Below are 23430 nucleotides of genomic sequence, written 5' to 3'. Positions count from 1 at the left end.
TTATCTTCAGATTATACTAGTCTGAAATTATTTAACTAAGCTTGGAGAATAACTGTAAACGGTGTACGGATAAATTGTTTTAGCTGTATATTTTGAAATCAAACAAACGGCCAGAATTGGGAAAAACAAAGTATAATCGTTTGTTAAACCGCAAACTAAGAAAATCGCTGTGAAAGGCGCATGAATACTGGCACTCAAAACAGCAGCCATTCCGATAATCATAAAGTTAATGGGAATCACATTTACATGGAAAAAGCTATTTAAAATAGAAGCCAGTAACAAACCTAAAAATGCTCCGATAAATAAACTTGGTGCAAAAACACCACCGTCACCGCCAGAAGCCAATGTGATTGAAGTAACTATGGGTTTTAAAATTAAAATCCCAATAAAAGTCAAAGCTAAAGTTATAGTCAGTTGCGCTTGATGTGCATTTCCAAAAATTCCTTTAATGGCGTGATAACCTTCTCCATATAATTGCGGAAAAAAGAATAATGAAATACTTAATACTGCAGAACCAATAATGATTTTATAATAATGCTTATCGATTTTTCCAAATTGTGATTTGAAGAATAAAACGCAGCGTGTTAGGTAAACCGAATTCATTCCCGCCAAAATTCCTAAAAGAATGAAATACGGAATTGCTTTTAAATGCCATGTTGTAATGGAAACCGCAAATAAAGGCTCTTCTTTTAAAATTGTCAATAAACCAAAAGCAATTGAAACAGCGATTAAATTCGAAATTACAAATGCTCGTGTTACTTTTCTGGAAATTACTTCGAAAGCAAATAAAACGCCCGCAATCGGACTGCTGAAAAGTGCTGTAACTCCGGCTGCAACTCCTGCACAAATTAATTCTGTTTTGTATTGACGGAAAACATTTTCTTTTTCGTGTGCAACAGAACCAATAGTTGCCGTAGCAACAACTGTAGAAACTTCGATTCCTGTTGAACCGCCAAAAATAACGGTTAATAATCCGTTTATGAAATGTGATGGAATTTTATAAGATGGGAGATTTTTAGATTTTGATGCCGTGCTTTCAAAAACTTCCTTGATTCCTTTATTTTCTTTTTTCTTGAAAAGGTATTGCCTTAAGAAATAAATTACCGACAGACCGAAAACTGGAAATACGATATAAAATATGGGATGAACTGATACTTCGTGAAAGAAAATCTCTTCGTAATATTCAGTTATTTTTTTGAGCGAAATTCCGAGAAAAGCAGAAAGGAAGCCAATTAAGATAGAAACAATAACTAATTTTCGGAGTTTGATTAATTGATGATTTTTTTTGATTTGCGCCGTTTTGTTCATCAGAAGTAAATTTGAAATCGCACTTTTTTTGTGCGGGTTACAAAATTAAGCATCAAATTCGGTTTTTTATAGGAAATCTTGAATTTAGTGTGTTAAAATGGGGATTAGTAAGAAAAGCTTTCGTGTTAAGGTTTTGCCACAAAGGCGCTAAGACCCAAAGTTTTTTATTTAAGGCAAAGACTAAACAGGTAGTTTGTCATTTCGACGGAGGAGAAATCTTCACAAGTAACTCCGCAATCAAAATCGCCAATCTTTGTATAGCTTCTCGCGGAGATTTCTCCTTCGTCGAAATGACAAAAAATGCGAAATATCTTTGCGTCTTAGCGCCTTTGTGGCAAAAAACTATCTTTCATAAAACTCAATCGGCAATAAATCAGGATCTGCAATAAAAGTGAAACGTTTTTCTGTGGTTTCATCAATTCTTATCGGTTCTGATTCTATATTTTTTGAAGTTAAAAAAGCAATCGTTTCTTCTAGATTAATTACTTCAAAAGCCAAATGGCGCAAACCAACCGCTTCAGGGCGAGAAGGTCTTTTCGGCGGATTCGGAAAAGAAAATAATTCGACAACATAAGAACCATTCAAAGCCAAATCTAATTTATAAGATTGGCGTTCTTCGCGATAGATTTCTCTAATTACAGTCAGGCCTAAAATCTGGGTATAAAAATATTTCGATTTTTCGTAATCGGAACATAAAATGGCAATATGGTGAACTTTATTAAGGGTAAGCATTATTTTTTGGATTCAGGTTCTTGATTTAATTTTCGAATAACTTTTGCAGGATTTCCAACAGCAAGCGAATTGTCTGGAATATCTTTTGTAACGACAGAGCCAGCACCAATGACACAGCCTTTCCCAATAGTCACACCTGGACAAATAACAGAATTTCCGCCAATCCAACAATCGTCTCCAATTGTAACTGGATACGCATTTTCTAATGTTTTTCTCAATTCAGCGTCAAGCGGATGAGAAGCAGTATAAATCTGAACGTTTGGCGCGATAAACACATTCGACCCAATTGTTACAGGTGCGCAGTCCAAAACCACACAGTTCACATTAAAATAAACATTTTCGCCTGCAAAAATATTGTAACCGTAATCACAGTGAAAAGGAGGTTCAATATAAAAACCAGCTCCTGCGTTTGGAATTAATTCCTTTAAAATCTCTTTTGCTTTTTTGGTAACTCTGTATTCTTTTACATTTAAGCTATGCAAAAGGTTTTTTGCCGCACGACGACCTTTTACCAATTCTGGATCAAAGGCATTATAATATTCGCCAGAGATCATTTTTTCTTTTTCGGTTTTCATATTTTACATTTTCGTCTTGGCAATTTTGTCATGTATTTTTACAGTTTCCTGCAAAGCAGCGGTGCAATACCAAGGCGTTAATTCGGCTTCGAGTAAATTGGCTTTTATTGCCGGATCGGTGGCAACAAGGGCTTTGGCTTCTTCTATCGTTTCGACATTAAAGATATAAATTCCACGATAATTTCGGTCATTTTTCATAAAAGGTCCAGCTACAACCAATTTTCCTTCTTTGGCCAATTTGCCAATATTTTCCATGTGGCCTGCAAAGAGTTTTTGGGTTTCTTCTTTAGAAGCCGTTGTATTGCTTCCAGATTTCAAAAGACAAAAAACATATTTCTTCATTCCGTATTCGTCGGCGTGAAGTGATTTAGCTAAAGCTTCATCGTATTTCACTTCGGTTTCTTGTGAAAAACCGATGGCATTAAAAAATAAAAATGCTAGAATAAAAATTGAGGTCTTCATTTGATCAATTAATTTTAGAATTAGTCTCAATTTTGTCATTTCGACGAAGGAAAAATCTTTACAAGGAACTCCGTAAAGAAAGTCGTCAATCTTTGTCGAGCTACCAACGAAGATTTCTCATTCATCAAAATAACAATACTGTGCGAAAATTTTTTTTATAATTAAAGCAGTTTCTTCAAAATAACAATCTGTCCCAAATGATATACATCATGTTGGATAATTCCGTGAATGTGCTCGTAATAAGTATGACCATTATTCACGTAAATTTTCGCTAAATCTTCATCATCAAAACTTTCAAAAAAAGCATTCCAGGAATCTTGGGATTTTGCAAGCGTTTGAAGCGATTGTTCCCAAGCAGCCTCAGAAGGATCTATAACGGGAACAAAATAATTATGGTCTGGAGTTATGATTGTTTCTCCTTGCATACGCTGTAAAATATTCCTTCTCCATTGAATCAAATGATTTACAATTTCCCAAATTGTATTAAGGTTTGGGTTTATTTTTCTGTAAGCCTGTTCAGCCGTAACGTTTTTTAAAGTATTGTCTAAATTAACTTCAAGCCAAGGATTTCCGTTGTAAATAGACTGATATAAATTTGAAATTCGTTTACTTTCTGACATAAAATAATGATTTTGGTTTTCCTAGCTAAGATACAAATTAGTATTTTACAACTCATCCTCGAAAATCTACAATTGGGTTATTATATATTTTTTAACATGAATTGTTAAAATACATTTGCATCATCAAAAACCAAAGATGACATGAAAACCAGATTATTTTTTACAGTTAGTTTTTTATTTTTTACCGCTTTAATTTTTGCTCAAAATACGATTTCAGGGAAAGTTGTAGATCAAAAAGGAAAACCAGTTGCAGGTGCAAATATTTACATTGACGGAACTTACGATGGAGCAACAAGTTCTGAGACTGGAGATTTTTCTTTTGAAACTACAGAAACAGGAAACAAGTTTCTAGTGGTTAGTTTTTTACTTTTTGAAACTTACAAGCAAGAAATTGATGTTGCCAATTATAAAGATCAAACAGTAAAATTAAGAGAAAATGTTAATGCTCTAGATGCTGTTGTCATTACAGCGGGAACTTTAGAATCTGGAGATAAGGCGAGAGTTTCAGTTTTAAAACCTTTAGATATTGTGACCACAGCAGGTTCTGCTGGAAATATTGTGGCAGCATTGCAGACTTTGCCAGGAACGCAGACGGTTGGCGAAGACGGACGTTTGTTTGTGCGTGGAGGTGAAGCGAGCGAAACTCAAACTTTTGTAGATGGAATTCGTGTAGCGCAGCCTTACGGTGCAACAACTAATAATTTACCGACTAGAAGCCGTTTTTCTCCATTCTTGTTCAGCGGAATTGCATTTTCTACTGGAGGGTATTCTGCAGAATATGGCGAAGCTTTATCAAGTGTTTTACTTCTAAATACACAAGATGAAGAAGATCACGAAAAAACAGATATCGGATTAATGACGGTTGGTTTAAGCTTGGGAAATACGCAAAAATTCAAAAAAAGTTCATTGAGCGTAAATATGATGTACGTGAATTTAGCACCTTATCAAGCGGTTATTCCTCAAAATGTAGATTGGAACAATCCTTATCAGTCACTTGGAGGAGAGACAGTGTATAGATACAATTTCACAAACGGAATATTTAAGCTGTATGCTTCTTTTGATTCTGAAAAATTTGATTTAAATCAGAAAAATGTCAATTTCGAGAATCCGATTCGAACCGATATGAACAACAATAACTTCTATTTGAATTCATCTTACAAAGGAAGTTTTGGAACGGGATGGCAGATTACTTCTGGAGTTAGTTACGGTTACAGCAAAAACAAACTGAAATATGATATTACAGGAGTAAATAGCCAAGAAAATGCAGCGCAACTGAAATTGAAATTTAGCAAGAAATTTTCAAACTATTTTAAATTGTCTTTCGGATCTGATTATTTCATTACAAAATATGACGAAAATGTAGCAGATAATGTCGCTCTTGATGTTACAAATGGTTACGATTCTAACATTTTTGCAGCTTACACTGAAGGCGATATTATGTTTTCTAAAAAATTAGCTTTGAAAGTCGGTTTGAGATATTCAAACAACAGTCTTTTAAACGAAAATAATATTGCGCCAAGAGCTTCATTAGGTTATAAAGCTTCAAAAAGCAGTCAATTCTCTTTTGCTTACGGAGATTATTCTCAAACGCCAGTTGTAGATTATATTAAATTTTCTAAATACCATCAGTTTGAAAGTGAGAAAGCAAGACATTACATTTTAAATTATACGTTTACAAGACCAGGGCAAACATTGAGAGCAGAAGCTTACTACAAAGATTACAGCAATTTGGTGCAGTACGACACGAGAGATATTCAGTACAATTCGGTCTTCAATAATAACGGATCGGGTTATGCAAAAGGATTGGATTTATTTTGGAGAGACAGCAATTTGTATAAAAACTTAGAATATTGGATTTCATATTCGTATATAGATTCGGAAAGACAGTATAAAAACTTTCCAAACATGGCAACTCCAAGTTTTATTGCCAACCATAATTTATCTGTAGTTGCAAAATATTTTATTACAGACTGGAAATCTCAGGCGAGTTTAACAAACAGTTTCAGCTCAGGACGTCCGTACAATGATCCGAACCAGACGCAATTTATGAACGGAAAAACAAAATCATATAATAGTTTAAGTTTTAGCTGGGCGTATTTATTAACAACACAAAAAATCCTTTATTTCTCAGTTTCGAATGTTTTAGGAACTCAAAATATTTTCGGATACGATTACGCCAAAACACCAGACGCAAGCGGAGTATATCAAAGACAAGCCGTAGTGCCAACAGCAGACAGATTCTTCTTCATAGGTTTCTTCTGGACGATTAGCCAGAATAAAAATGAGAATCAGTTGAAAAACTTATAAGTAGCAAAGTGACAAAGTAACAAAGTGACAAAGCTTTTAAAAGAGTTTATGCGAGAAACCTTTGTTACTTTGTCCCTCTGAACCTTTGTCACTTTAAAAAAAACAATTCAGTAACCAAAATCAACAACTCAGTATCATTTAATTTTAAAAGACTAAAAACCAGCATACTTTTGAAGTGTAAATTAAAAGGAACAAAGAAACAAAGTGGCAAAGGTTTAAGGTTCTGAATCTTACATAAGTAAAAAAAAGAAACCTTTGCCACTTTGCCACTTTGTTCCTCTGAACCTTAAAAAAAGAGTTTTAATCATCAACAAAAAAAACTTAGAATCTCAGAACCTTAGTAACTTAGAAACTTTAAAAAAAAAGAAATCATGACCAAAATTATTACAATAACGATCTTATTTATCTGCAGCTTAATGTCTGCTCAAAATGCGAAATTAACTGTGACTGTTTCTGGATTAAAAAACGACACAGGAATGGTTAAAGTAGGATTATACAATTCAGACGGAACATTTCTTAAAACAACTTACAAAAGTCTGGCTTCGGAAATTAAAAACAACAAAGCGGTTGTAACTTTCGATAATCTTCCAGCGGGAGAATATGCAATTTCTACTTATCATGATGAAAATAGCAATGGAAAGCTTGACAGAAACGCAATGGGAATTCCATCTGAAGAGTATGCAGCTTCAAACAACGCAAAAGGATTTATGGGACCTCCGTCATATCAAGATGCTAAATTTAATATCAGCAAAGATTCAAAAGTTGAAATTGTATTCTAAATAGACAAATAACTAATCCATATAAACAAAACCATTAAATAACTTATAAAATGAAAAAAATCATCACTTTAGCAGCACTTTTTATAGTAGTAATAAGTTCAGCTCAAACACAATTTGAGCAAGGAATGAACAAAGCTTTCGGACTTTGGAAAGAAGGAAAAAATGCTGAAGCTTCTGCATTATTTGAAAGAATTGCTGCGGCTGAAAAAAACAGTTACTTGCCAAATTATTATGTAGCTTTAATCAATGCAACAGCTGTTTTTACTGAAAAAGATAAAACAAAAATCGATTTGCTATTGACAAAAGCGCAAGATGCCTTAGATATTGAATTAATAAAAGACCAAGCCAATTCAGAATTGTATGTAATGCAAGCTTTAATTTATACAGGTTATGTTGTGGCAGACCCAATGACAAACGGAATGAAATATTCTGCTAAAGTGATGGAAGCTTACGCGAAAGCTAAAGCATTAGATCCAAATAATCCAAGAGCGGTTTTTGGCGAAGCAGATTATCAAATAGGAGGAGCAAAATGGACAGGCGTTGACACTAAACCTTTATGCGCGCAAGTTGATAAATCTATTGAACTTTTTAATACTTTTAAACCAGCAACACCTTATTCTCCAAAATGGGGATTGGATAGAGCATTAGAAATTCAGAAAACTTGTAAATAATTCACTAGTTTATAAAATATGATGATATTAAAACCTAATTTGTTAAAAGCATGCTTAGTTGGAGGAATAGTATTTTTATTCTCTTTTCTAATTCGGTTTGCTTCTTTAGGAACTGCAGTTTTTACCAAGAATCTTTACATTTATTTCTTGTACTGCATGCTTTACAGTGTGGTTTTGTATATCGTAAACGTTGTTCTTTTTGATTTTTTAGATAGGGTTTTCAGAGAAAATCCATATTCCATAAAGAGAATATTCATTGGTTTTGTAAGTTCATTTTTAGTTTCGATGATTATAATTGGAGTATTGCGTTTGTTTACAAGCGTAATAATCGAGAATAAAACGATTATAGGTTTTCTTGCCAATGAAAGGGCAGAAAATTATATCGAATCTGCAGTAATGACCTTTATTGTGCTTTTGTTTTTTCATGGACTTAATTTTTATAAACTCTATCAGGAAAATAAAGTAACACAACAGAAAATTATTGCTGGAACGGCAAATGCCAAATTCGAAAGCTTAAAAAATCAGATCGATCCGCATTTTCTTTTTAACAGCTTGAATGTTCTTAGTTCTTTAATAGAAGAAAATCCAGATAATGCGCAGCGTTTTACAACCTCTCTTTCTAAAATTTACAGATATGTTTTAGAACAGAAAGACAAAGAATTGGTTTCGGTTGAAGACGAATTGTCATTTGCAAAAACCTATATGAATCTGCTGAAAATGCGTTTCGAGAATAGTTTGTTTTACGAACTGCCAACAGAAAACATTAATCCGGAAGCCAAAGTGGTGCCACTTTCTTTACAGCTTTTATTGGAGAACACCGTAAAGCACAATGTAGTAAGCGAGCAGAAACCACTTCATATTAGAATTTTTATTGATAAAGATTATCTGGCTATTCAGAATGATCTTCAGAAAAAAGAAGTCTTGCAGGATAGACAAGGTGTAGGACTGCAGAATATTGTAAACAGATACGGAATTATAACAGATAGAAAAGTGAAGATTGAGGAAGATGGAAAGAATTTCACCGTTAGAATTCCAATTTTAACCAAACAAATTGCCGTTATGGAAATGAGTGCAGAATATACGGATGAAGCAAAAGCTTATTATAGAGCCAAAAAACGAGTAGAAGAACTAAAAGGATTTTACGGAAATATAATTTCATATTGTTGTGTGATTCCGTTCTTGATTTTTATTAATCTAAAATTTTCGCCAGGATTTCAATGGTTTTGGTTTTCTGCTTTAGGCTGGGGATTTGGAGTTGCCATGCATGCTTTTAAAGTTTTTGGATATAGCTCTGATTGGGAAGAAAGAAAAATTCGTGAGATTTTAGAGAAAGATAACAGACAAAAGACGTGGAAATAATGGAAAAAGATTTCACAGAAGCAGACCGCTATTATGAAGCTCAAAAAAAGGTAAAAGAAATAAGAGGGTTTTACGAACATTTGACTGTTTATGTTTTGTGCAACCCAATAGCAATTGTGGTTAACTTAATGACTTGTCCAGAATACTTATGGTTTATATGGTCTGTTTTGGGTTGGGGGGTCGCAATTATTTTACACGGATTAAAAGTTTTTAGTCTGCCGCCTTTTTTCAATAAGAAATGGGAAGAGAAAAAAATCAGAGAAATTCTAGAAAAAGAAAACCAGCAACGTTTAGAAAAATAATCATGGAAAATTTGAATAACGATCAGGAAGAAGTAATGCTGCAAGAATTAGCCAGTAAAAAAGTAATTCAGCTGAAATCTTTTTACAAGCATTTGTTCTTTTACACCATTGTATTGATAGTTTTTCTTTTAAAGGAATACACCAATCTGCCATTGCAATTTTTTCCGATTAAATACATAAATTGGGTAATTGTAATTATTTGGACCGCTGTAATTGTAGGTTCTGCAATCGATTTGTTTGCTTCTTACAAGATTTTTGGACAAGAATGGGAAGAGCGAAAACTAAGAAGCATTTTAGAAAAAAAGTATAAAAAACAAAAATGGGAATAATTATGGAAAGGAATTTAAGCGACGAGGAAAAATATATCCAAGCCAAAAAGAAAGTTGAAAGCATTAAAGGGTTTTACGGAAATCTTCTAGCATACATTTTAGTAAACGCTATTTTAATCTTTATCAATTTATATACATCGCCTCAATACTTATGGTTTTTCTGGCCATTGTTATGGTGGGGAGTAGGAGTTGTTTTTCACGGACTAAAAGTTTTTGAGGTTTTTCCAGGAATGGGCAAGGAATGGGAAGAAAGAAAAATCAAAGAATTTATGGAGAAGGAAAAACAGAATAAAAACAAGTGGAAATAATTAAAACATAGTTATGGGACGTTTTAGAAGAGAAATGTACGAAGATTACGCAAGACAGCATTTTGGAGAATATACAGACGATGAAAATTATAATGCAGCTTATAGAAGAGTAAAAAGACTTAAAAGGTTTTACTCACATTTGAAAATTTTCCTTATTGTAAATATTATCATCATTGTATCAAGTTTGACTCGCGATAATTTTAACGAAGGAATGGATTTTAGTGGTTTAACAGAATGGCATACTTATTCGACTGCATTTTTCTGGGGAATTGGTCTATTAGCACACGCGTTATCTGTTTTCGGGACTGATTGGTTTTTTGGATCAGATTGGGAAAAAAGAAAAATCCAGAAATACATGGAAAAAGATGCTGCAAATAAAAATAAATGGGAGTAACTTTGAATGTATATTTTGCCTTGTTTGGTGAAAGCAAGCAAATTTAATTTTAACACATAGAAACATAGATTTTTATTGCTTGTGTTTAAGAGTAAAAAAAGCAAGCTTTAACACATAATTCTATGTGTAATATTCTAAGTGAAACGCCTGTAGTAGATTCCTATAAAACTATGTTTCTATGTGTTTAAAATAATTTTATTCAACGGATTAACATTTTTCACTTTTTTACAATATAGTAAATGATTACATTAATTATAGAAGACGAAAAACCAGCTGCAAGACTGTTGCAGAGAAAACTTGAAAAGCTAGACGTAACCGTAGAAACGATGCTTCACTCAGTTGAAGAATCGGTTCAATGGTTTGAAAATAATCCGCATCCCGATTTGATTTTTTTGGATATCCAGTTGTCAGATGGTTTATCGTTTGAAATCTTTGAAAAAATAGACATTAAAAGCGCTATCATTTTTACAACGGCTTATGATGAATATGCATTAAAAGCTTTCAAATTGAACAGCATCGATTATCTCCTAAAGCCAATTGACGAAGATGATTTGGAAACTGCGGTTTCAAAATTCAAATCGCGTCTTCCGAAAGCAGCTACTGAATCTTCAAATCTTCAGCTTGATTTTGAGCAGATTCGCCAAATGTTATCTAATCCTTTTGAGAAAACATATAAAAAGAGATTTACAGTTAAAATAGGACAGCATTTAAAAGTAATTACAACTGAAGAAATTGAATGTTTTTTCAGTGAAAATAAAGGAACGTACATTCATACCTATGACAATCGTGACTATCTGATCGATTCGACTTTGGAGATTTTAGAACAAGAACTAGACAAAAAGGATTTCTTTCGCGTAAGCAGAAAATTTATTGTTCCGCTAAAAGCAATCAAAGAAATTCAAGTGTATACCAATTCACGATTAAAAGTGATTTTGCCAAGTTACAAAGATGATGAGGTAATTGTAAGCCGAGAAAAAGTGCAGGATTTTAAAGCTTGGTTGGGATAAAATTATATTTTTAAAAGTAGAAAATAAGCAGATTTTAATTCAGTAAAACCCCAGCGGGGTGCAAGATTTATAGAATTATAATAAAACAAAATAAAAAGCTCCGGAGGAGCGGCATATATTAAGACTAAAAGAATATGTCGCTCCTCCGGAGCTTTTTATATTGTAAAGATTTATCTTTTTCTATAAATATTTCGCTTCTCTGAAGCTTATAAAAAAAGCTGTCCTTTTGAGACAGCCTTTTTTATGTTTTAATATGTTCCGTTTTATTTGCTCAAACGGTGTAATGTATATGTCATAGCACTTAAAAGGAAAAACGCCATAATTTGGTGAATTAATCCTAAAGCCAAAGGAACACTATATAATAAAGTAAAAACGCCAAGCAAGAACTGAATGAAAACAAAAACCACTAAAGTTTTGATTCCGTTTGCTTGAGTATGCGTAAGCGTATATTTTTTGCTTTTAAAGAAAAGGAAAAGAATAATCGCAACTACAACATAAGCAAAAGTTCTGTGTACAAACTGAACCCCGCTTTTTCCTTCAATTAAATTTTTTATTAAAGAAGACTGTTCAATAAAAACCGATTCGTGAATAAATTCTCCGTCGCTCATTAAAGGCCAGTGATTGTGAATTAATCCTGCGTTTAAACCTGCCACAAATCCGCCGTAAATAATTTGGATTAATAAAGCGACTAAAGCATAACGAGCAATATTTCTTAAAGGTAAAATCTTATTGATATTTCTTTCAGGATAAATTAAATCTAGCGCAACCCAAAGTGTGTATGCGAAAGTAATGAAAGCAAAAGTTAAGTGTAATGAAAGCCTGAAGTGGCTTACATCTGGATTGTCAATTAATCCGCTTCTTACCATAAACCATCCTAAGAATCCTTGGAAAGCTCCCATTGCTAAAAGAACGATGCATTTTTTAATGGTTGGTGTATCTAATTTCTTTTTTGCTAAAAAGTAAACAAACGGCACAAAGAAAACCAAACCAATAATACGTCCGATGAAACGGTGAAACCATTCCCAGAAATAAATGAACTTATAATCGGCTAATTGAAAATCGTTGTGAATATTGATTTTTTGATATTCAGGGAACTTTTTATATTCATCAAAAGCAGCCTGCCATTTGGCTTCTGTTAAAGGCGGAAAGGTGTCGGTTACCAAATGCCAGTCGGTCATAGATAAACCTGAATTGGTCAAACGCGTGATACCGCCCACAACGACCATTAAAAACAATAAAACACAGCCCGATAGTAACCAAATGATTACTGATTTATTCTCTTTTTTCATTTTATTAAATAATACTTATTTCTCAACTTTTTTTAAGCCTAGTTTGGCAGCTCTTTTAATCACAAAATCATAAGCCGCCTGATATTCATTTGGAATATCGCCTTCAAGAATTGCTTCTTTTACCGCTTCTTTCAAAATTCCGATTTCTCTTGAAGGTTTTAGATCGAATATTTCCATAATTTCTTCTCCAGTAATTGGCGGCTGAAAATTACGTACATGATCTCGTTCTTCTACTTCAACGATCTTCTTGCGAACGATTTCGAAATTTTTATGATATTTCTTGAATTTTGAAGGATTTTTGGTTGTGATATCCGCTTCGCACAACGTCATTAAATTCTCTACATCTTCACCAGCATCAAAAACCAAACGACGAACCGCACTGTCAGTCACAATATCCTGAGCCAAAACAATCGGACGCGAACTCATAATAACCATTTTTTGAACAAATTTCATTTTGTGGTTCAAAGGCATGTGTAAACGTTCGAAGATTTTTTTTGCCATTTTTCCGCCCAAGAATTCATGTCCGTGAAAAGTCCAACCTTGTTTTTTACTGAAACGTTTTGTCGGCGCTTTTCCAATATCGTGCAATAAAGCCGCCCAACGCAACCAAACATCATCTGTGTTTGGACAAATGTTATCTACAACTTCAAGCGTATGGTAAAAATTGTTTTTATGTGTATGACCTTCAATTTCTTCTACCTGATTTAAAGCGGTTAATTCAGGTAAGATTAAATCTAAAAGTCCAGTTTTGTATAAAAGTAAAAATCCTGTCGAAGGTTTATCTGTTAGAAGAATTTTGTTCAATTCATCTACAATTCTTTCGCCAGAAATAATTTTAATGCGTTCGGCATTTTTTGTGATGGCGTTCAATGAATTTTCTTCAATTTCAAAATTCAATTGAGTAGCAAAACGAATCGCACGCAGCATGCGCAAAGGATCATCAGAATAGGTAATATCTGGATCCAATGGTGTTTTGATTGTTTTATTTTCTAAATCTGTTAATCCATTGAATGGATCTAAAAGATCTCCGAAATTGGTTGAATTCAATGATAAAGCCAATGCGTTGATTGTAAAATCACGACGATTTTGATCGTCTTGCAAAGTTCCGTTTTCCACAATCGGATTTCGGCTATCGCGAGTGTACGATTCTTTTCGGGCGCCAACAAATTCAATATCTGTATCTTCAAAACGAAGCATAGCAGTTCCGTAAGTTTTAAAAACCTGAACTTTTGGTTTGTTCGGAAGTAAATCGGAAACTTTAAGAGCCAATTCGATGCCGCTTCCAACAGCAACTACATCAATGTCTTTTTTAGAACCTCGTTTTAAAAGCAAATCACGAACAAATCCTCCTATCACATAAGAGTCAACATTTAATTCCTGAGAAGCTTTCGAAATGATATCGAAGATTTTGTTTTGTAAAGCAGTTTTATAGTTTGTTTGTATCGCCACGAATTCCATTTTTGAATAAAAATACATTTCAAATTTCGATCGAAATAAAATGCATGCAAATTTACAACATAGAAAATGCCTATTATAATCTAGAGCTCACTTTTTTGAACAATTTCACATTTTGTAGCGTCGATTTTTATGAATTGAGAAAGGGTTGCCACGAATTTCACGAATTTCCACTAATTTTTCTTTCATGCAGGTCGTAATTTTTTTCTGCCATAGATTAAAAAGATTCACACAGATTTTTTTAATCCTTTTAATCTGTAATCTGTGGCAAAAAATAATTCGTGGAAATTCGTGTAATTCGTGGCGAAAAAATATACCACAATAAAACAAATCAATTATGATAATCTATTTTTAGAAATGCAATTTGTATTTTTGAAACATAGAAAAAAGCACACATGAAAATTGTTATATCTCCTGCGAAATCATTGAATTTCGAAAAAGAATTGCCAACATCTCAATATACAGAACCTTCATTTTTAAAAGAAGCAAGAGTGGTTCATAAAGTAGTAAAACAAAAAAAGCCATCTGAATTATCAGAGCTAATGTCAATTTCAGACAAACTAGCCGATTTAAACTGGAAACGCAATCAGGATTGGAAAACACCTTTCACACCTGAAAATGCCCGTCCGGCAGTTTATACCTTCGATGGCGATGTGTACACAGGTTTGGATGCTTATACCATTCCGTTAGAAAAATTAGATGTTCTTCAGGATAAACTTAGAATTTTATCTGGCCTTTACGGACTTTTAAAACCATTAGATTTAATGCAAGCATATCGTTTAGAAATGGGAACTAAAATGCCAGTTGGTGAATTTAAAAATCTACACGAATTCTGGAAACCAACAGTAACTAAAGCCTTAAACAAAGAATTGAAAAAAGATGAATTGTTTGTGAATTTAGCTAGTAACGAATATTTTTCTGCTGTTGATGTAAAAGCTTTAAAAGTGCCTGTGATTACTCCAGACTTTAAAGATTACAAAGACGGAAAATTAAAAATGATCAGTTTCTTTGCCAAAAAGGCGAGAGGTATGATGGTGCGTTATATTATTGACACTAATGCAGAAACTATAGAGGACTTAAAAGGTTTTAATTACGAAGGATATCAGTTTGATGCGAATCTTTCTAAAGGAAATCACTTGGTTTTTACAAGATGATTTTTTAAAGTTGCTAAGATTCTGAGATACTAAGATTCTGAGTTTTTTTAACCGCAAGGACGCAAGGTTTTCGCAAAGTTCGCAAAGTTTTTATCACAAAGCTTTGCGAACTTTGCGTTTTTAAAGATTCTCAGAATTAAAATTCTTTGCGCACTTTGCAGTTAAACTAAAAAAATAAACGCCGAATTCTAAATGATGAATTCGGCGTTTCTGCGTATTATAAAATTATTATTATTAATGCATTGCGTCGGCTGCACTAATTTTGTTCTTCCCTTTTTTGATAAAGAGAATAATCGGTATGCAACATAAAAACATAATTCCTAGGTAAAGGAAAATATCCATATAAGCCATTACGGTGCTTTGCTTCATAACTGAAAGTTCTATTGCCTGATATGCTTTTTTCAAAGCAACATCCGCACTATATCCTTTTGCCATAAAGGCGTGCTGCATTCCTGCAATACGCTGCTGCACGTCAAATTTGGCAGGGTCTAGATTATTAATTAAATCTACTCTATGCGACTGGCTGAAACGGGTAATGAAAGTAGTAATAATCGCAATACCAAAAGATCCACCTAATTGACGCATCATTCCAGTAAAAGCAGCTCCTTCACCAATTTGTTTTCCTTTTAATGTAGAAAGCGAAAGCGTTGTTATAGGAACGAAAAGCAATCCTAAACCAATTCCTCTCAAAATTAAAGGCCAGTACATATGCTCAACTCCAGTATCTGGTGTCATGCGGCTATACATCATGAAAGTGAAGAAGAAGAAAATTAAAAATCCAACTCCAACCATGTATCCCTGCGGAACACCTTTCTGAATCATGTTACCTACAAATGGCATCATAAGCGCTGTGGTGATAGATCCTGGAATCAACAACAACCCCGCATCTGTAGCGGTCCATCCTAAAATTGATTGCGTGTAAATTGGGATAATTAAAGTAGAACCATATAATCCGAAACCAAGAATGAAACACATTACAGTTCCAATTCTAAGATTCCCATCTTTTAGAACACTAAGATTTACAATCGGATACTCGTAAGTAAGCTCTCTCCAAATAAAAAGAACCAATCCTAGAACAGTAACAACACTTAAGGCTACAATTGTTGAATCATTAAACCAGTCATCTTGCTGTCCGTGTTCTAGTACGAACTGTAAAGAGCCGATAAAGGCACTCAGTAAAATAATTCCCCACCAGTCAACCTGATTGGATTTTAATTTTTCTCCATATTTCGGACTTCTAACAAAAGTTAAAGCTAAAATCGTAGCAATAATTCCCAACGGAATATTGATATAGAAAATATAAGGCCAAGAATAATTATCTACTAAATATCCTCCCAATGGCGGACCAAGAGTTGGACCAACAATTACTCCCATTCCGTAAATAGCCTGCGCCATTCCACGTTTTGCTACGGGATAACTTTCTGTAATAATCGTTTGGGCTGTTACAAGTAATGCTCCACCGCCCATACCTTGTACGAAACGGAAAGCGACTAGTTCCCAAATATTGGTGGCATTACCACACAAAAAAGAGCAGACTGTAAATATTATAATGGAAGCCACAAAATAATTACGTCTTCCAAATTGCTGCGATAGCCAGCTCGTCATCGGAATTACAATAACATTCGCAATTGCGTATGCTGTAATTACCCATGCGACATCGGTCAAGGTAGCACCAAGACTTCCGCGCATGTCTGTAAGCGCTACGTTTACAATCGTCGTATCAACGATTTCCAACAGTGCACAAAGTACTGCTGTAATCGTAATGATAACACGTCTGAAACCGTATTCTACTAAATCGTCGTCTTGTACTGCTGTTGCCATTTATTTTATTTCAAATGTACATCTACGTCAACGTTCATCCCTGGTCTTAAAAGTTTTACTTTTTCAGGATCGTTAGATTCGTCTATGGTAATTTTTACTGGTAATCTTTGAATTGTTTTTACGAAGTTTCCTGTTGCATTATCAGGAGGCAATAATGAAAAACGAGATCCTGTTGCAGGAGAGAAAGAAGATACAGTTCCTTTAAACTCATAGTTCGGATAAGCATCTACTTTTAAGCTTACTTTTTGCCCCACAACCATTTTGTTCAATTGTGTTTCTTTGAAGTTAGCTACAACCCAAGCCTCATTATTGTTAATAATGTAGAATAAAGATTGTCCTGGCTGAACCAATTGTCCTGGCTGAATATCAACTTTAGAAACTTGACCATCAATTGCAGCTGTTACTACAGTATAAGAAAGGTTTAAATGAGCCACATCAAGCATTGTTTTTGCTTTTTTGATGTTTGCTGCTGCAACTTCTGTTTGTTTGTCAGAAACTTTAGATTTTGACTGAATAACCGATTTTTGGTAAGAACTAGCTCTTTGTTGTTGTTCTAAAACACGCACTTGGTTTTCAGCTTCTTCTTTTGCAGTTAACGCTTGCTCGTATTGCTGTTTTGTAATTGTATGTGTTTTGTACAAGTTATTGTAACGGTTATAATCATTTGTAAGCTGTCTCAATCTAATTTTGGCACTTTCAATAGAACCTGTTGCAGATCTCATTTGAGCATCAGAAACTGAGATGCTTGCATTTGCACTTCCGATATCTGCTTTTGCAGCTTCGTATTGTCCTTCAGCGGCTAACAATGCAGCATTAGCTTCGTCAATCTTTAATTGATAATCTCTCTTGTCGATTGTAAATAAAGTATCTCCTTTTTTTACATAATCATTATCTTTCACATAAACTTTGCTGATATATCCTGAAACTCTTGGGATAATCGGGTTCATTCTTTTCTCAATCTGAGCATCATCTGTTTCTTCGTGAGCTTGTCCGTGTAGGTATTTAGATATTCCGTAAGTTCCGCCTCCTAAAATCAGAACTGCAAGTATGATGATGAATTTTTTATTTGTTTTTTTCTTTTCCATGAGAGCTATCGATTATATTTTAGAAAGATTGAATGATTGTGATAATTGTCCTGATACTGAAAGTAATTCGTAATATTTTTGAATAATGGTTGCTTTTGCTACAGCAGTGTTAATTTTGGCACTTAATTGTTCAACATCGGCTTCAACCAAATCATTGGTGTCAGCAAGACCGTTGTCAAATTTATCTTTAACCAATCTGTAGTTTTCTGCTGCTTGCTGAAGCGCTTCGTCATACACCACACTTTGGTTGATTGCTAAGTCATAATCTTCAATAGATTTCTGAACTTCAACTTTAATACGGTCTGTCATGATTGCTTCAGTGTTTTTTACTTCAAGAGCTTTGCTTTCGGCTTCTTTTACGTGTGCATTGTTTTTTAAGATTCCAGATAAATCATAAGATAAACCTAAACCGAAATTCATTGCATATTTTACAGTAATGATGTCTTTAAGATCCAAAGCAGTATAACCTCCAAGTAATGAAAGCGTTGGGTAATATCCGGCTTTTGCAATCTTAACATTTGCTTCAGAAGCTTTTTGCTGTAAACGGATAGCTTCAAGATCTTTTCTGTTTTCAAGAGCCAATGCATCTGTTGAAGGCGCGCCTGTTGTTTTTAAATTGAAAAAATCATCCTCATTTACCTGTATTTTAACAGCTGGGTCTAATTTAAGCAATGTTGTCAGATAGAAATTAATGTTATTGATATTATTATTAGCTTCATCAATAGATAATTGTGTTTTTGAAACCAATAGTTGCGCTTTCAATAAATCGTTTCTCGGGATAATTCCGTTTTTCTCTAATTCAATAAAATCAGTAACACGCTGCTTGGCGCTTTTTTGATTTTCGTTTAGAGCGTCTAAAGTTTTTTGTGCTTTGTATAAAGCTGTATAGTAAGTGATTACCTTTAGTGCTACATCTTCTTTTGTCTTTGCAGCATTTGCAGTTTCAGCTTCATACATGCTATCATAAGCATCAATGCTACTTTGGATTTTAAATCCAGCAAATATTGGCAAACTTAAGTTAGCCATTCCAAGCATGGCACGGTCTGGAGATGCTAAAGAAGCACTTTGACCCTGATTTGGCAAATCAATAGAAGCTTTTGTAAGACGCTGGTATTGGCCAGAAATTTTTAAATCAGGATATTGGTTATTCTTAACCGTCTGTAATTCGTATTTTTTAGTGTTTACCTTGGTATTGGCAAGCGTAACTTCGTCACTCTTTTCCCAAGCCATTTTCACGGCTTCGCCTAAGGTTAAACTTGTTTTTTCTTGTGCATCTACTGAAGATATTCCGATAAAGAAAACTCCAAAGAGCATTAATTGACTAATTTTCATAAACAAGTAGCGCTTTTATAGTTTGTTGAATGTGCTTTGTAAGATCGTTTTTAATGTAATTGTTAAACATTTCTTCTGTTTTTAAATCAAATATTTCTTCGAAGAAAGAGCGATTCATGTGAAAGTGAAAAAAGGTTCCAATAATGGTTGGAGTGATGAGCTGGATATTGACATCTTTTCTAAAAACTCCTTGGGCTTGACCTTGTTTAATAATGCTTTCAACTGATTTTAAATTTCCTTTTTTAAGTTCAGTAAAAGCTTGAAGGCTTTTTTCTCTCTTTTTATTGTAAAGTTCAAAATGTAAAACCCTGTAAATCCCTTTGTTAAGGCAAATTCTGTTGATGTAAATTTCGATTAATTTATTGACTTTTTCAAGAGGTTCTATGTCTTCTTGCAATAAGTTTTCAAGCTGTAATTTTAAATCAACGGTTTTGTGGAAAATAAGAGCTTCCAGCAGTCTTTCTTTTGACCCAAAATAATACGAGACCATGGCAATGTTAATTTTGGCCTCTTTGGAGATATCCCGTATCGATGTACCCTCAAATCCTTTCTCAGAAAAAAGCCTTTCTGCAACATTAAGAATCTGAATTTTTTTATCGTTCAATTCGATGTGTGACATGGTGTTGTTTCTAATCGGATGCAAAATTAAACACTTGTTTAATTTAAACGCTTGTTTAATTTTATTTTAACACAATATTAACATAAAGCGTTTTCGATAATTTATGTTAAATCGTGCTTTAATTAGTTAAAATAAAAAAGCCTGAAAACTCTATTTTTCAGGCTTTTTCACAATCTTGTCATTTCGACGAAGGAGAAATCTCCACAAGTAGCTCCGTAAAGTGAAATCCAATCTTTGTCGATTTTGCAACGAAGATTTCTCCTTCGTCGAAATGACAAACTAAACGGATATTATATTTTTAATCAGATTTGTTTATCGAATCTCTCCAACAAATTCTTCAATTTTTCCGCTTCCTTTTTCACTTAAATGTTTAATGAAAGCACTTCCGATAATAGCGCCTTTTGCATATTTTGTTGCCTGATTGAAAGTTTCTTTATTTGAAATTCCGAAACCAACAATTTGAGGATTTTTTAAATTCAGATTAGCGATTCTTTCAAAATAACTTTCTTGTACATCACCAAATCCAGATTGAGATCCTGTAACACTTGCAGAACTTACCATATAAATAAATCCGTTTGAAACGCTGTCAATAAAACGAATTCTTTCGTCTGAAGTTTGAGGCGTAATCAAGAAAACATTGATCAATCCGTATTTTTCAAAAATCGCTTTGTATTCATCTGCATAAACATCAACAGGAAGATCTGGAATAATTAAACCGTCAATTCCAATTTCAGCACATTTCTGGCAAAAAGCTTCAACTCCGTATTGCAGCATCGGATTAAAATACCCCATAATAATCAACGGAATTTTTACGCTTTCGCGGATATTCTTCAGCTGATCAAAAAGAATTTGAGTTGTCATTCCGTTATGAAGCGCCTGTGTTGAACTCGCCTGAATTGTCGGTCCGTCTGCCAAAGGATCACTGAAAGGAAGCCCGATTTCGATTAAATCGACTCCGTTTTTTTCTAAATCCTGAATAATCTGCACAGTATCATTTAAGTTCGGATATCCCGCAGAAAAATAAATAGAAAGGATCTTTTTATCTTCTTGTAATTTTTGAGTTATTCTGTTCATTTTTAATATTTTTTATCCTAACAGGTTTCAAAAACCTGTTAGGTATGTTTATATTTTGCTTTAGCCAAAGATTAAAAGTTTAAATCTGCGTGAAAAAAATCTTTGAGAGTCTGTGTAATCTGTGGCATATTTTTTAAAACTTTAAAACCTTGCTTATCCAATTATCATTTTGTTTTTCAACTAATAATAAACCAGAATCTGAGTCATTCATTTGAGCAACTAATTCGCCTTTAGTATTCCAAAATGCGCTTTGTCCAGCTGAAGGCGATCCCCAAGATTCTCCGCTGAAATTAGACATCAAAACATTCATTTGATGTTTTTCAGCGTAATTTTGCAAATCTCTGTACGCATTCGGAATTCCGTTTGGCGAAAAGAAAATGCTCGCGATATAAATATCGGCATTATTTTTTGCAGCATTTTCAGGATGTTTCGGATGATCAATATCAGCACAAATCGCAAATGCAATATTTTGATCTTCAATCGTAACCATCGGATTGTTGTCAAATGAAGATTGGAAAAATTCATCTTCGCCTTCATGCAAAAACTGCTTTGTATAAATAGAAACCGAATCGTTGGGAGCAATAATAAATTGACCAATGAACAATTCATTTTTAATTAAAATCGGAGCGCCAGCAATAATGACAATATTATTGTCGGTTGCCAGATCTTTCAGATGATCTATCCTGTAATCATCTTCGGCAAAAGCCAATTCCATCGCATTTTCCCTTTCATATCCTGTAATTGACATTTCAGGAAAAGCAATTAGCTGAGCTCCATTTTGAGCTGCCAATTCAATAAGCTGATAATGATTTAATAAATTTGAAGCAATGTTTCCGCGCTTTGGTTTTGTCTGTGCCGCTGCTAAAATCATTTTTTAATTATTTATTTTCCGTATAAACCCAAGCAATTGTTCCAGATTTCAGTTTGACCTGAACTCTTCTATATGAATTAGATTCAAATAAATCGACTTTTGCTAAATCCGCATTAGAAACATTAAAAACTACACCATGAATATTTTCTTCGGTGTTTTCACTTGGTATTGCAACCACATAATCTGCCATTCCAAATTCTTCTTCAATCTGTAAACTTTTTAGTTTATAACCCAAGAGCTGATCTGGAGTTCCAACTAATACTTTTTTAAAAATCTGCATTTGAATTTGTTTCGATCTTAATGTTCCGTATGAGAATAACTTTTCCATAATTATATTTTTCTCGTTAATAGTTGCGATTAGAGATGTGCAAATTAATACTTTTATTACAATTTAAAGTAATCAATATAATTATCTAAATCTTTGTCGCCACGTCCAGAAAGACTAATTACAACAATATCACTTGGTTTAAATTTTTTCTGATCTAAAACTGCAAATGCGTGCGCACTTTCAATCGCTGGAATAATTCCTTCCAATTTTGTAAGCTGTAAACCTGCATTCATAGCATCATCATCGGTTACAGAGAAAAATTCGCCGCGTCCTGTTTGTGCCAGATGTGCGTGCAAAGGTCCAACTCCTGGATAATCTAAACCTGCTGAAATAGAATAAGGTTCTGTAATTTGTCCGTCTGGTGTTTGCATTAAAAGCGTTTTACAGCCATGGATAACACCAACTTTTCCTAATTTGCTTGTTGCTGCGCTATGACCGCTGTCAACGCCTTTTCCAGCGGCTTCAACCGCAATAATTCCAACTTCTGGCTCGTGCAAAAAGTGATAGTAAGTTCCTGCGGCATTACTTCCTCCGCCAATACAAGCAACTACATAATCAGGATTTTCGCGTCCTTCTTTTTCTTTCAATTGCCATTTGATTTCTTCTGAAATAATGCTTTGAAAACGCGTCACCATGTCTGGATAAGGATGCGGACCAATTGCAGATCCGATAATATAATGTGTATCAACAGGATTATTGATCCAATCCCGGATCGCCTCGTTCGTGGCATCTTTTAAAGTTCTTGAACCTGAAAGCGCTGGACGAACTTCTGCGCCTAACATTTTCATGCGCGCAACGTTTGGTGCCTGACGTGCAATGTCAATTTCACCCATATAAACGATGCATTCAATTCCCATTAATGCGCAAACCGTTGCAGTTGCCACACCGTGCTGTCCAGCTCCAGTTTCGGCAATAATTCTTTTTTTACCTAGACGTTTTGCTAATAAAATCTGACCAATCGTATTATTTACTTTGTGTGCGCCGGTATGGTTTAAGTCTTCTCTTTTTAGATAAACTTTGGTATTGTATTTTTCAGATAAACGTTTTGCAAAATACAACGGGCTAGGACGCCCAACGTAATCTTTCAGTAATTGATTGAACTCTGCTTTAAAATCAGGTTCATCCATTATACTTAAATACTTTTGGCGTAATTCTTCTACATTCGGATATAACATTTCAGGAATATAGGCTCCTCCAAATTCTCCGTAATATCCTTTTTCGTTGACGTTAAAACTCATCTTTTTTAAAG

The 23430-nt window shown here is 34.0% G+C and carries 25 protein-coding genes; 10 read left to right on the top strand and 15 right to left on the bottom strand.

Annotated elements, in window-relative coordinates:
- Positions 1-27: 27 nt before the first annotated feature.
- From BLP44_RS13115 to BLP44_RS13095, 5 genes are all read right to left on the bottom strand, one after another.
- On the bottom strand, positions 28-1308 hold the full coding sequence (locus BLP44_RS13115) for a chloride channel protein (protein WP_091133527.1): 1281 nt from the start codon (positions 1306-1308) through the stop codon (positions 28-30).
- 342 nt (positions 1309-1650) lie between these two features.
- The gene (gene gloA2 / locus BLP44_RS13110) at positions 1651-2040 is read right to left on the bottom strand and encodes an SMU1112c/YaeR family gloxylase I-like metalloprotein (RefSeq protein ID WP_091133525.1); all 390 of its coding nucleotides are present in this window, start codon (positions 2038-2040) and stop codon (positions 1651-1653) included.
- The gene (locus BLP44_RS13105) at positions 2040-2615 is read right to left on the bottom strand and encodes a sugar O-acetyltransferase (protein WP_091133523.1); all 576 of its coding nucleotides are present in this window, start codon (positions 2613-2615) and stop codon (positions 2040-2042) included. Before BLP44_RS13105 ends, gloA2 begins: the two co-directional genes overlap by 1 nt.
- A gap of 3 nt (positions 2616-2618) precedes the next feature.
- On the bottom strand, positions 2619-3077 hold the full coding sequence (locus BLP44_RS13100; protein WP_091133732.1) for a YciI family protein: 459 nt from the start codon (positions 3075-3077) through the stop codon (positions 2619-2621).
- 161 nt (positions 3078-3238) lie between these two features.
- Entirely contained in the window at positions 3239-3697 is a 459-nt protein-coding gene (locus BLP44_RS13095) for a DinB family protein (RefSeq protein WP_008468214.1), read from the bottom strand.
- A gap of 141 nt (positions 3698-3838) precedes the next feature.
- On the opposite strand from BLP44_RS13095, the gene BLP44_RS13090 reads away from it, so the two are divergent.
- The 9 genes from BLP44_RS13090 (at position 3839) to BLP44_RS13050 (ending at position 11153) form a co-directional block, all read left to right on the top strand.
- Positions 3839-6004, top strand: a complete 2166-nt coding sequence (locus BLP44_RS13090; RefSeq protein ID WP_091133521.1) for a TonB-dependent receptor — start codon at positions 3839-3841, stop codon at positions 6002-6004.
- 371 nt (positions 6005-6375) lie between these two features.
- Positions 6376-6783 (top strand): DUF2141 domain-containing protein, encoded by a 408-nt coding sequence (locus tag BLP44_RS13085; RefSeq protein WP_170830238.1) that lies wholly within the window; start codon positions 6376-6378, stop codon positions 6781-6783.
- A 50-nt stretch (positions 6784-6833) separates the two neighbouring features.
- A complete protein-coding gene (locus tag BLP44_RS13080; protein WP_091133517.1) occupies positions 6834-7454 on the top strand; it encodes a hypothetical protein in 621 nt (206 codons plus the stop codon).
- Between the two features lie 21 nt (positions 7455-7475).
- Entirely contained in the window at positions 7476-8813 is a 1338-nt protein-coding gene (locus BLP44_RS13075; protein ID WP_091133731.1) for a 2TM domain-containing protein, read from the top strand.
- Positions 8813-9115, top strand: a complete 303-nt coding sequence (locus BLP44_RS13070; protein WP_091133515.1) for a 2TM domain-containing protein — start codon at positions 8813-8815, stop codon at positions 9113-9115. The genes BLP44_RS13075 and BLP44_RS13070 overlap by 1 nt, the downstream gene beginning before the upstream one ends.
- A gap of 2 nt (positions 9116-9117) precedes the next feature.
- The gene (locus BLP44_RS13065) at positions 9118-9444 is read left to right on the top strand and encodes a 2TM domain-containing protein (RefSeq protein ID WP_008468220.1); all 327 of its coding nucleotides are present in this window, start codon (positions 9118-9120) and stop codon (positions 9442-9444) included.
- A complete protein-coding gene (locus BLP44_RS13060; protein ID WP_008468222.1) occupies positions 9435-9752 on the top strand; it encodes a 2TM domain-containing protein in 318 nt (105 codons plus the stop codon). Before BLP44_RS13065 ends, BLP44_RS13060 begins: the two co-directional genes overlap by 10 nt.
- Positions 9753-9765: 13 nt before the next feature.
- The gene (locus tag BLP44_RS13055; protein WP_008468224.1) at positions 9766-10146 is read left to right on the top strand and encodes a 2TM domain-containing protein; all 381 of its coding nucleotides are present in this window, start codon (positions 9766-9768) and stop codon (positions 10144-10146) included.
- Between the two features lie 239 nt (positions 10147-10385).
- Positions 10386-11153 (top strand): LytR/AlgR family response regulator transcription factor, encoded by a 768-nt coding sequence (locus BLP44_RS13050; protein WP_008468226.1) that lies wholly within the window; start codon positions 10386-10388, stop codon positions 11151-11153.
- A gap of 263 nt (positions 11154-11416) precedes the next feature.
- On the opposite strand, the gene BLP44_RS13045 is transcribed toward BLP44_RS13050, so the two are convergent.
- Together BLP44_RS13045 and BLP44_RS13040 are read right to left on the bottom strand one after the other, a co-directional pair.
- A complete protein-coding gene (locus tag BLP44_RS13045; RefSeq protein ID WP_008468227.1) occupies positions 11417-12442 on the bottom strand; it encodes a COX15/CtaA family protein in 1026 nt (341 codons plus the stop codon).
- A gap of 15 nt (positions 12443-12457) precedes the next feature.
- Entirely contained in the window at positions 12458-13900 is a 1443-nt protein-coding gene (locus BLP44_RS13040) for a CCA tRNA nucleotidyltransferase (RefSeq protein ID WP_091133729.1), read from the bottom strand.
- Between the two features lie 392 nt (positions 13901-14292).
- On the opposite strand from BLP44_RS13040, the gene yaaA reads away from it, so the two are divergent.
- A complete protein-coding gene (gene yaaA / locus BLP44_RS13035; RefSeq protein WP_091133513.1) occupies positions 14293-15051 on the top strand; it encodes a peroxide stress protein YaaA in 759 nt (252 codons plus the stop codon).
- Positions 15052-15285: 234 nt separating this feature from the next.
- Here yaaA and BLP44_RS13030 read toward each other — a convergent pair whose 3' ends face one another.
- The 8 genes from BLP44_RS13030 to trpB all read right to left on the bottom strand — a co-directional run bounded on the left by BLP44_RS13030 (position 15286) and on the right by trpB (position 23419).
- Positions 15286-16872: an MDR family MFS transporter gene (locus BLP44_RS13030; RefSeq protein ID WP_091133511.1), complete on the bottom strand. Its 1587-nt coding sequence runs from the start codon at positions 16870-16872 to the stop codon at positions 15286-15288.
- Between the two features lie 5 nt (positions 16873-16877).
- Positions 16878-17957, bottom strand: coding sequence for an HlyD family secretion protein (locus tag BLP44_RS13025; protein WP_008468231.1), 1080 nt, complete (start codon positions 17955-17957; stop codon positions 16878-16880).
- A gap of 12 nt (positions 17958-17969) precedes the next feature.
- The gene (locus BLP44_RS13020; protein WP_091133509.1) at positions 17970-19289 is read right to left on the bottom strand and encodes a TolC family protein; all 1320 of its coding nucleotides are present in this window, start codon (positions 19287-19289) and stop codon (positions 17970-17972) included.
- Complete coding sequence (locus tag BLP44_RS13015; RefSeq protein WP_066033843.1) at positions 19279-19908, bottom strand: TetR/AcrR family transcriptional regulator; 630 nt, start codon at positions 19906-19908, stop codon at positions 19279-19281. Before BLP44_RS13015 ends, BLP44_RS13020 begins: the two co-directional genes overlap by 11 nt.
- Before the next feature lie 312 nt (positions 19909-20220).
- Positions 20221-20982, bottom strand: a complete 762-nt coding sequence (trpA, locus tag BLP44_RS13010; RefSeq protein WP_008468239.1) for a tryptophan synthase subunit alpha — start codon at positions 20980-20982, stop codon at positions 20221-20223.
- Positions 20983-21115: 133 nt separating this feature from the next.
- Entirely contained in the window at positions 21116-21853 is a 738-nt protein-coding gene (locus BLP44_RS13005; RefSeq protein ID WP_091133507.1) for a carbon-nitrogen hydrolase family protein, read from the bottom strand.
- A 7-nt stretch (positions 21854-21860) separates the two neighbouring features.
- Positions 21861-22181, bottom strand: coding sequence for a gamma-glutamylcyclotransferase family protein (locus tag BLP44_RS13000; RefSeq protein WP_008468243.1), 321 nt, complete (start codon positions 22179-22181; stop codon positions 21861-21863).
- A gap of 56 nt (positions 22182-22237) precedes the next feature.
- Positions 22238-23419, bottom strand: a complete 1182-nt coding sequence (gene trpB / locus BLP44_RS12995) for a tryptophan synthase subunit beta (RefSeq protein WP_091133505.1) — start codon at positions 23417-23419, stop codon at positions 22238-22240.
- Positions 23420-23430: the final 11 nt, after the last annotated feature.

This window comes from Flavobacterium anhuiense (genome assembly GCF_900101855.1).
GTDB classification, from domain to species: domain Bacteria; phylum Bacteroidota; class Bacteroidia; order Flavobacteriales; family Flavobacteriaceae; genus Flavobacterium; species Flavobacterium anhuiense.
Note: the sequence above shows the minus strand (reverse complement) of the source record. Positions and strands in the feature narration are given on the sequence as shown.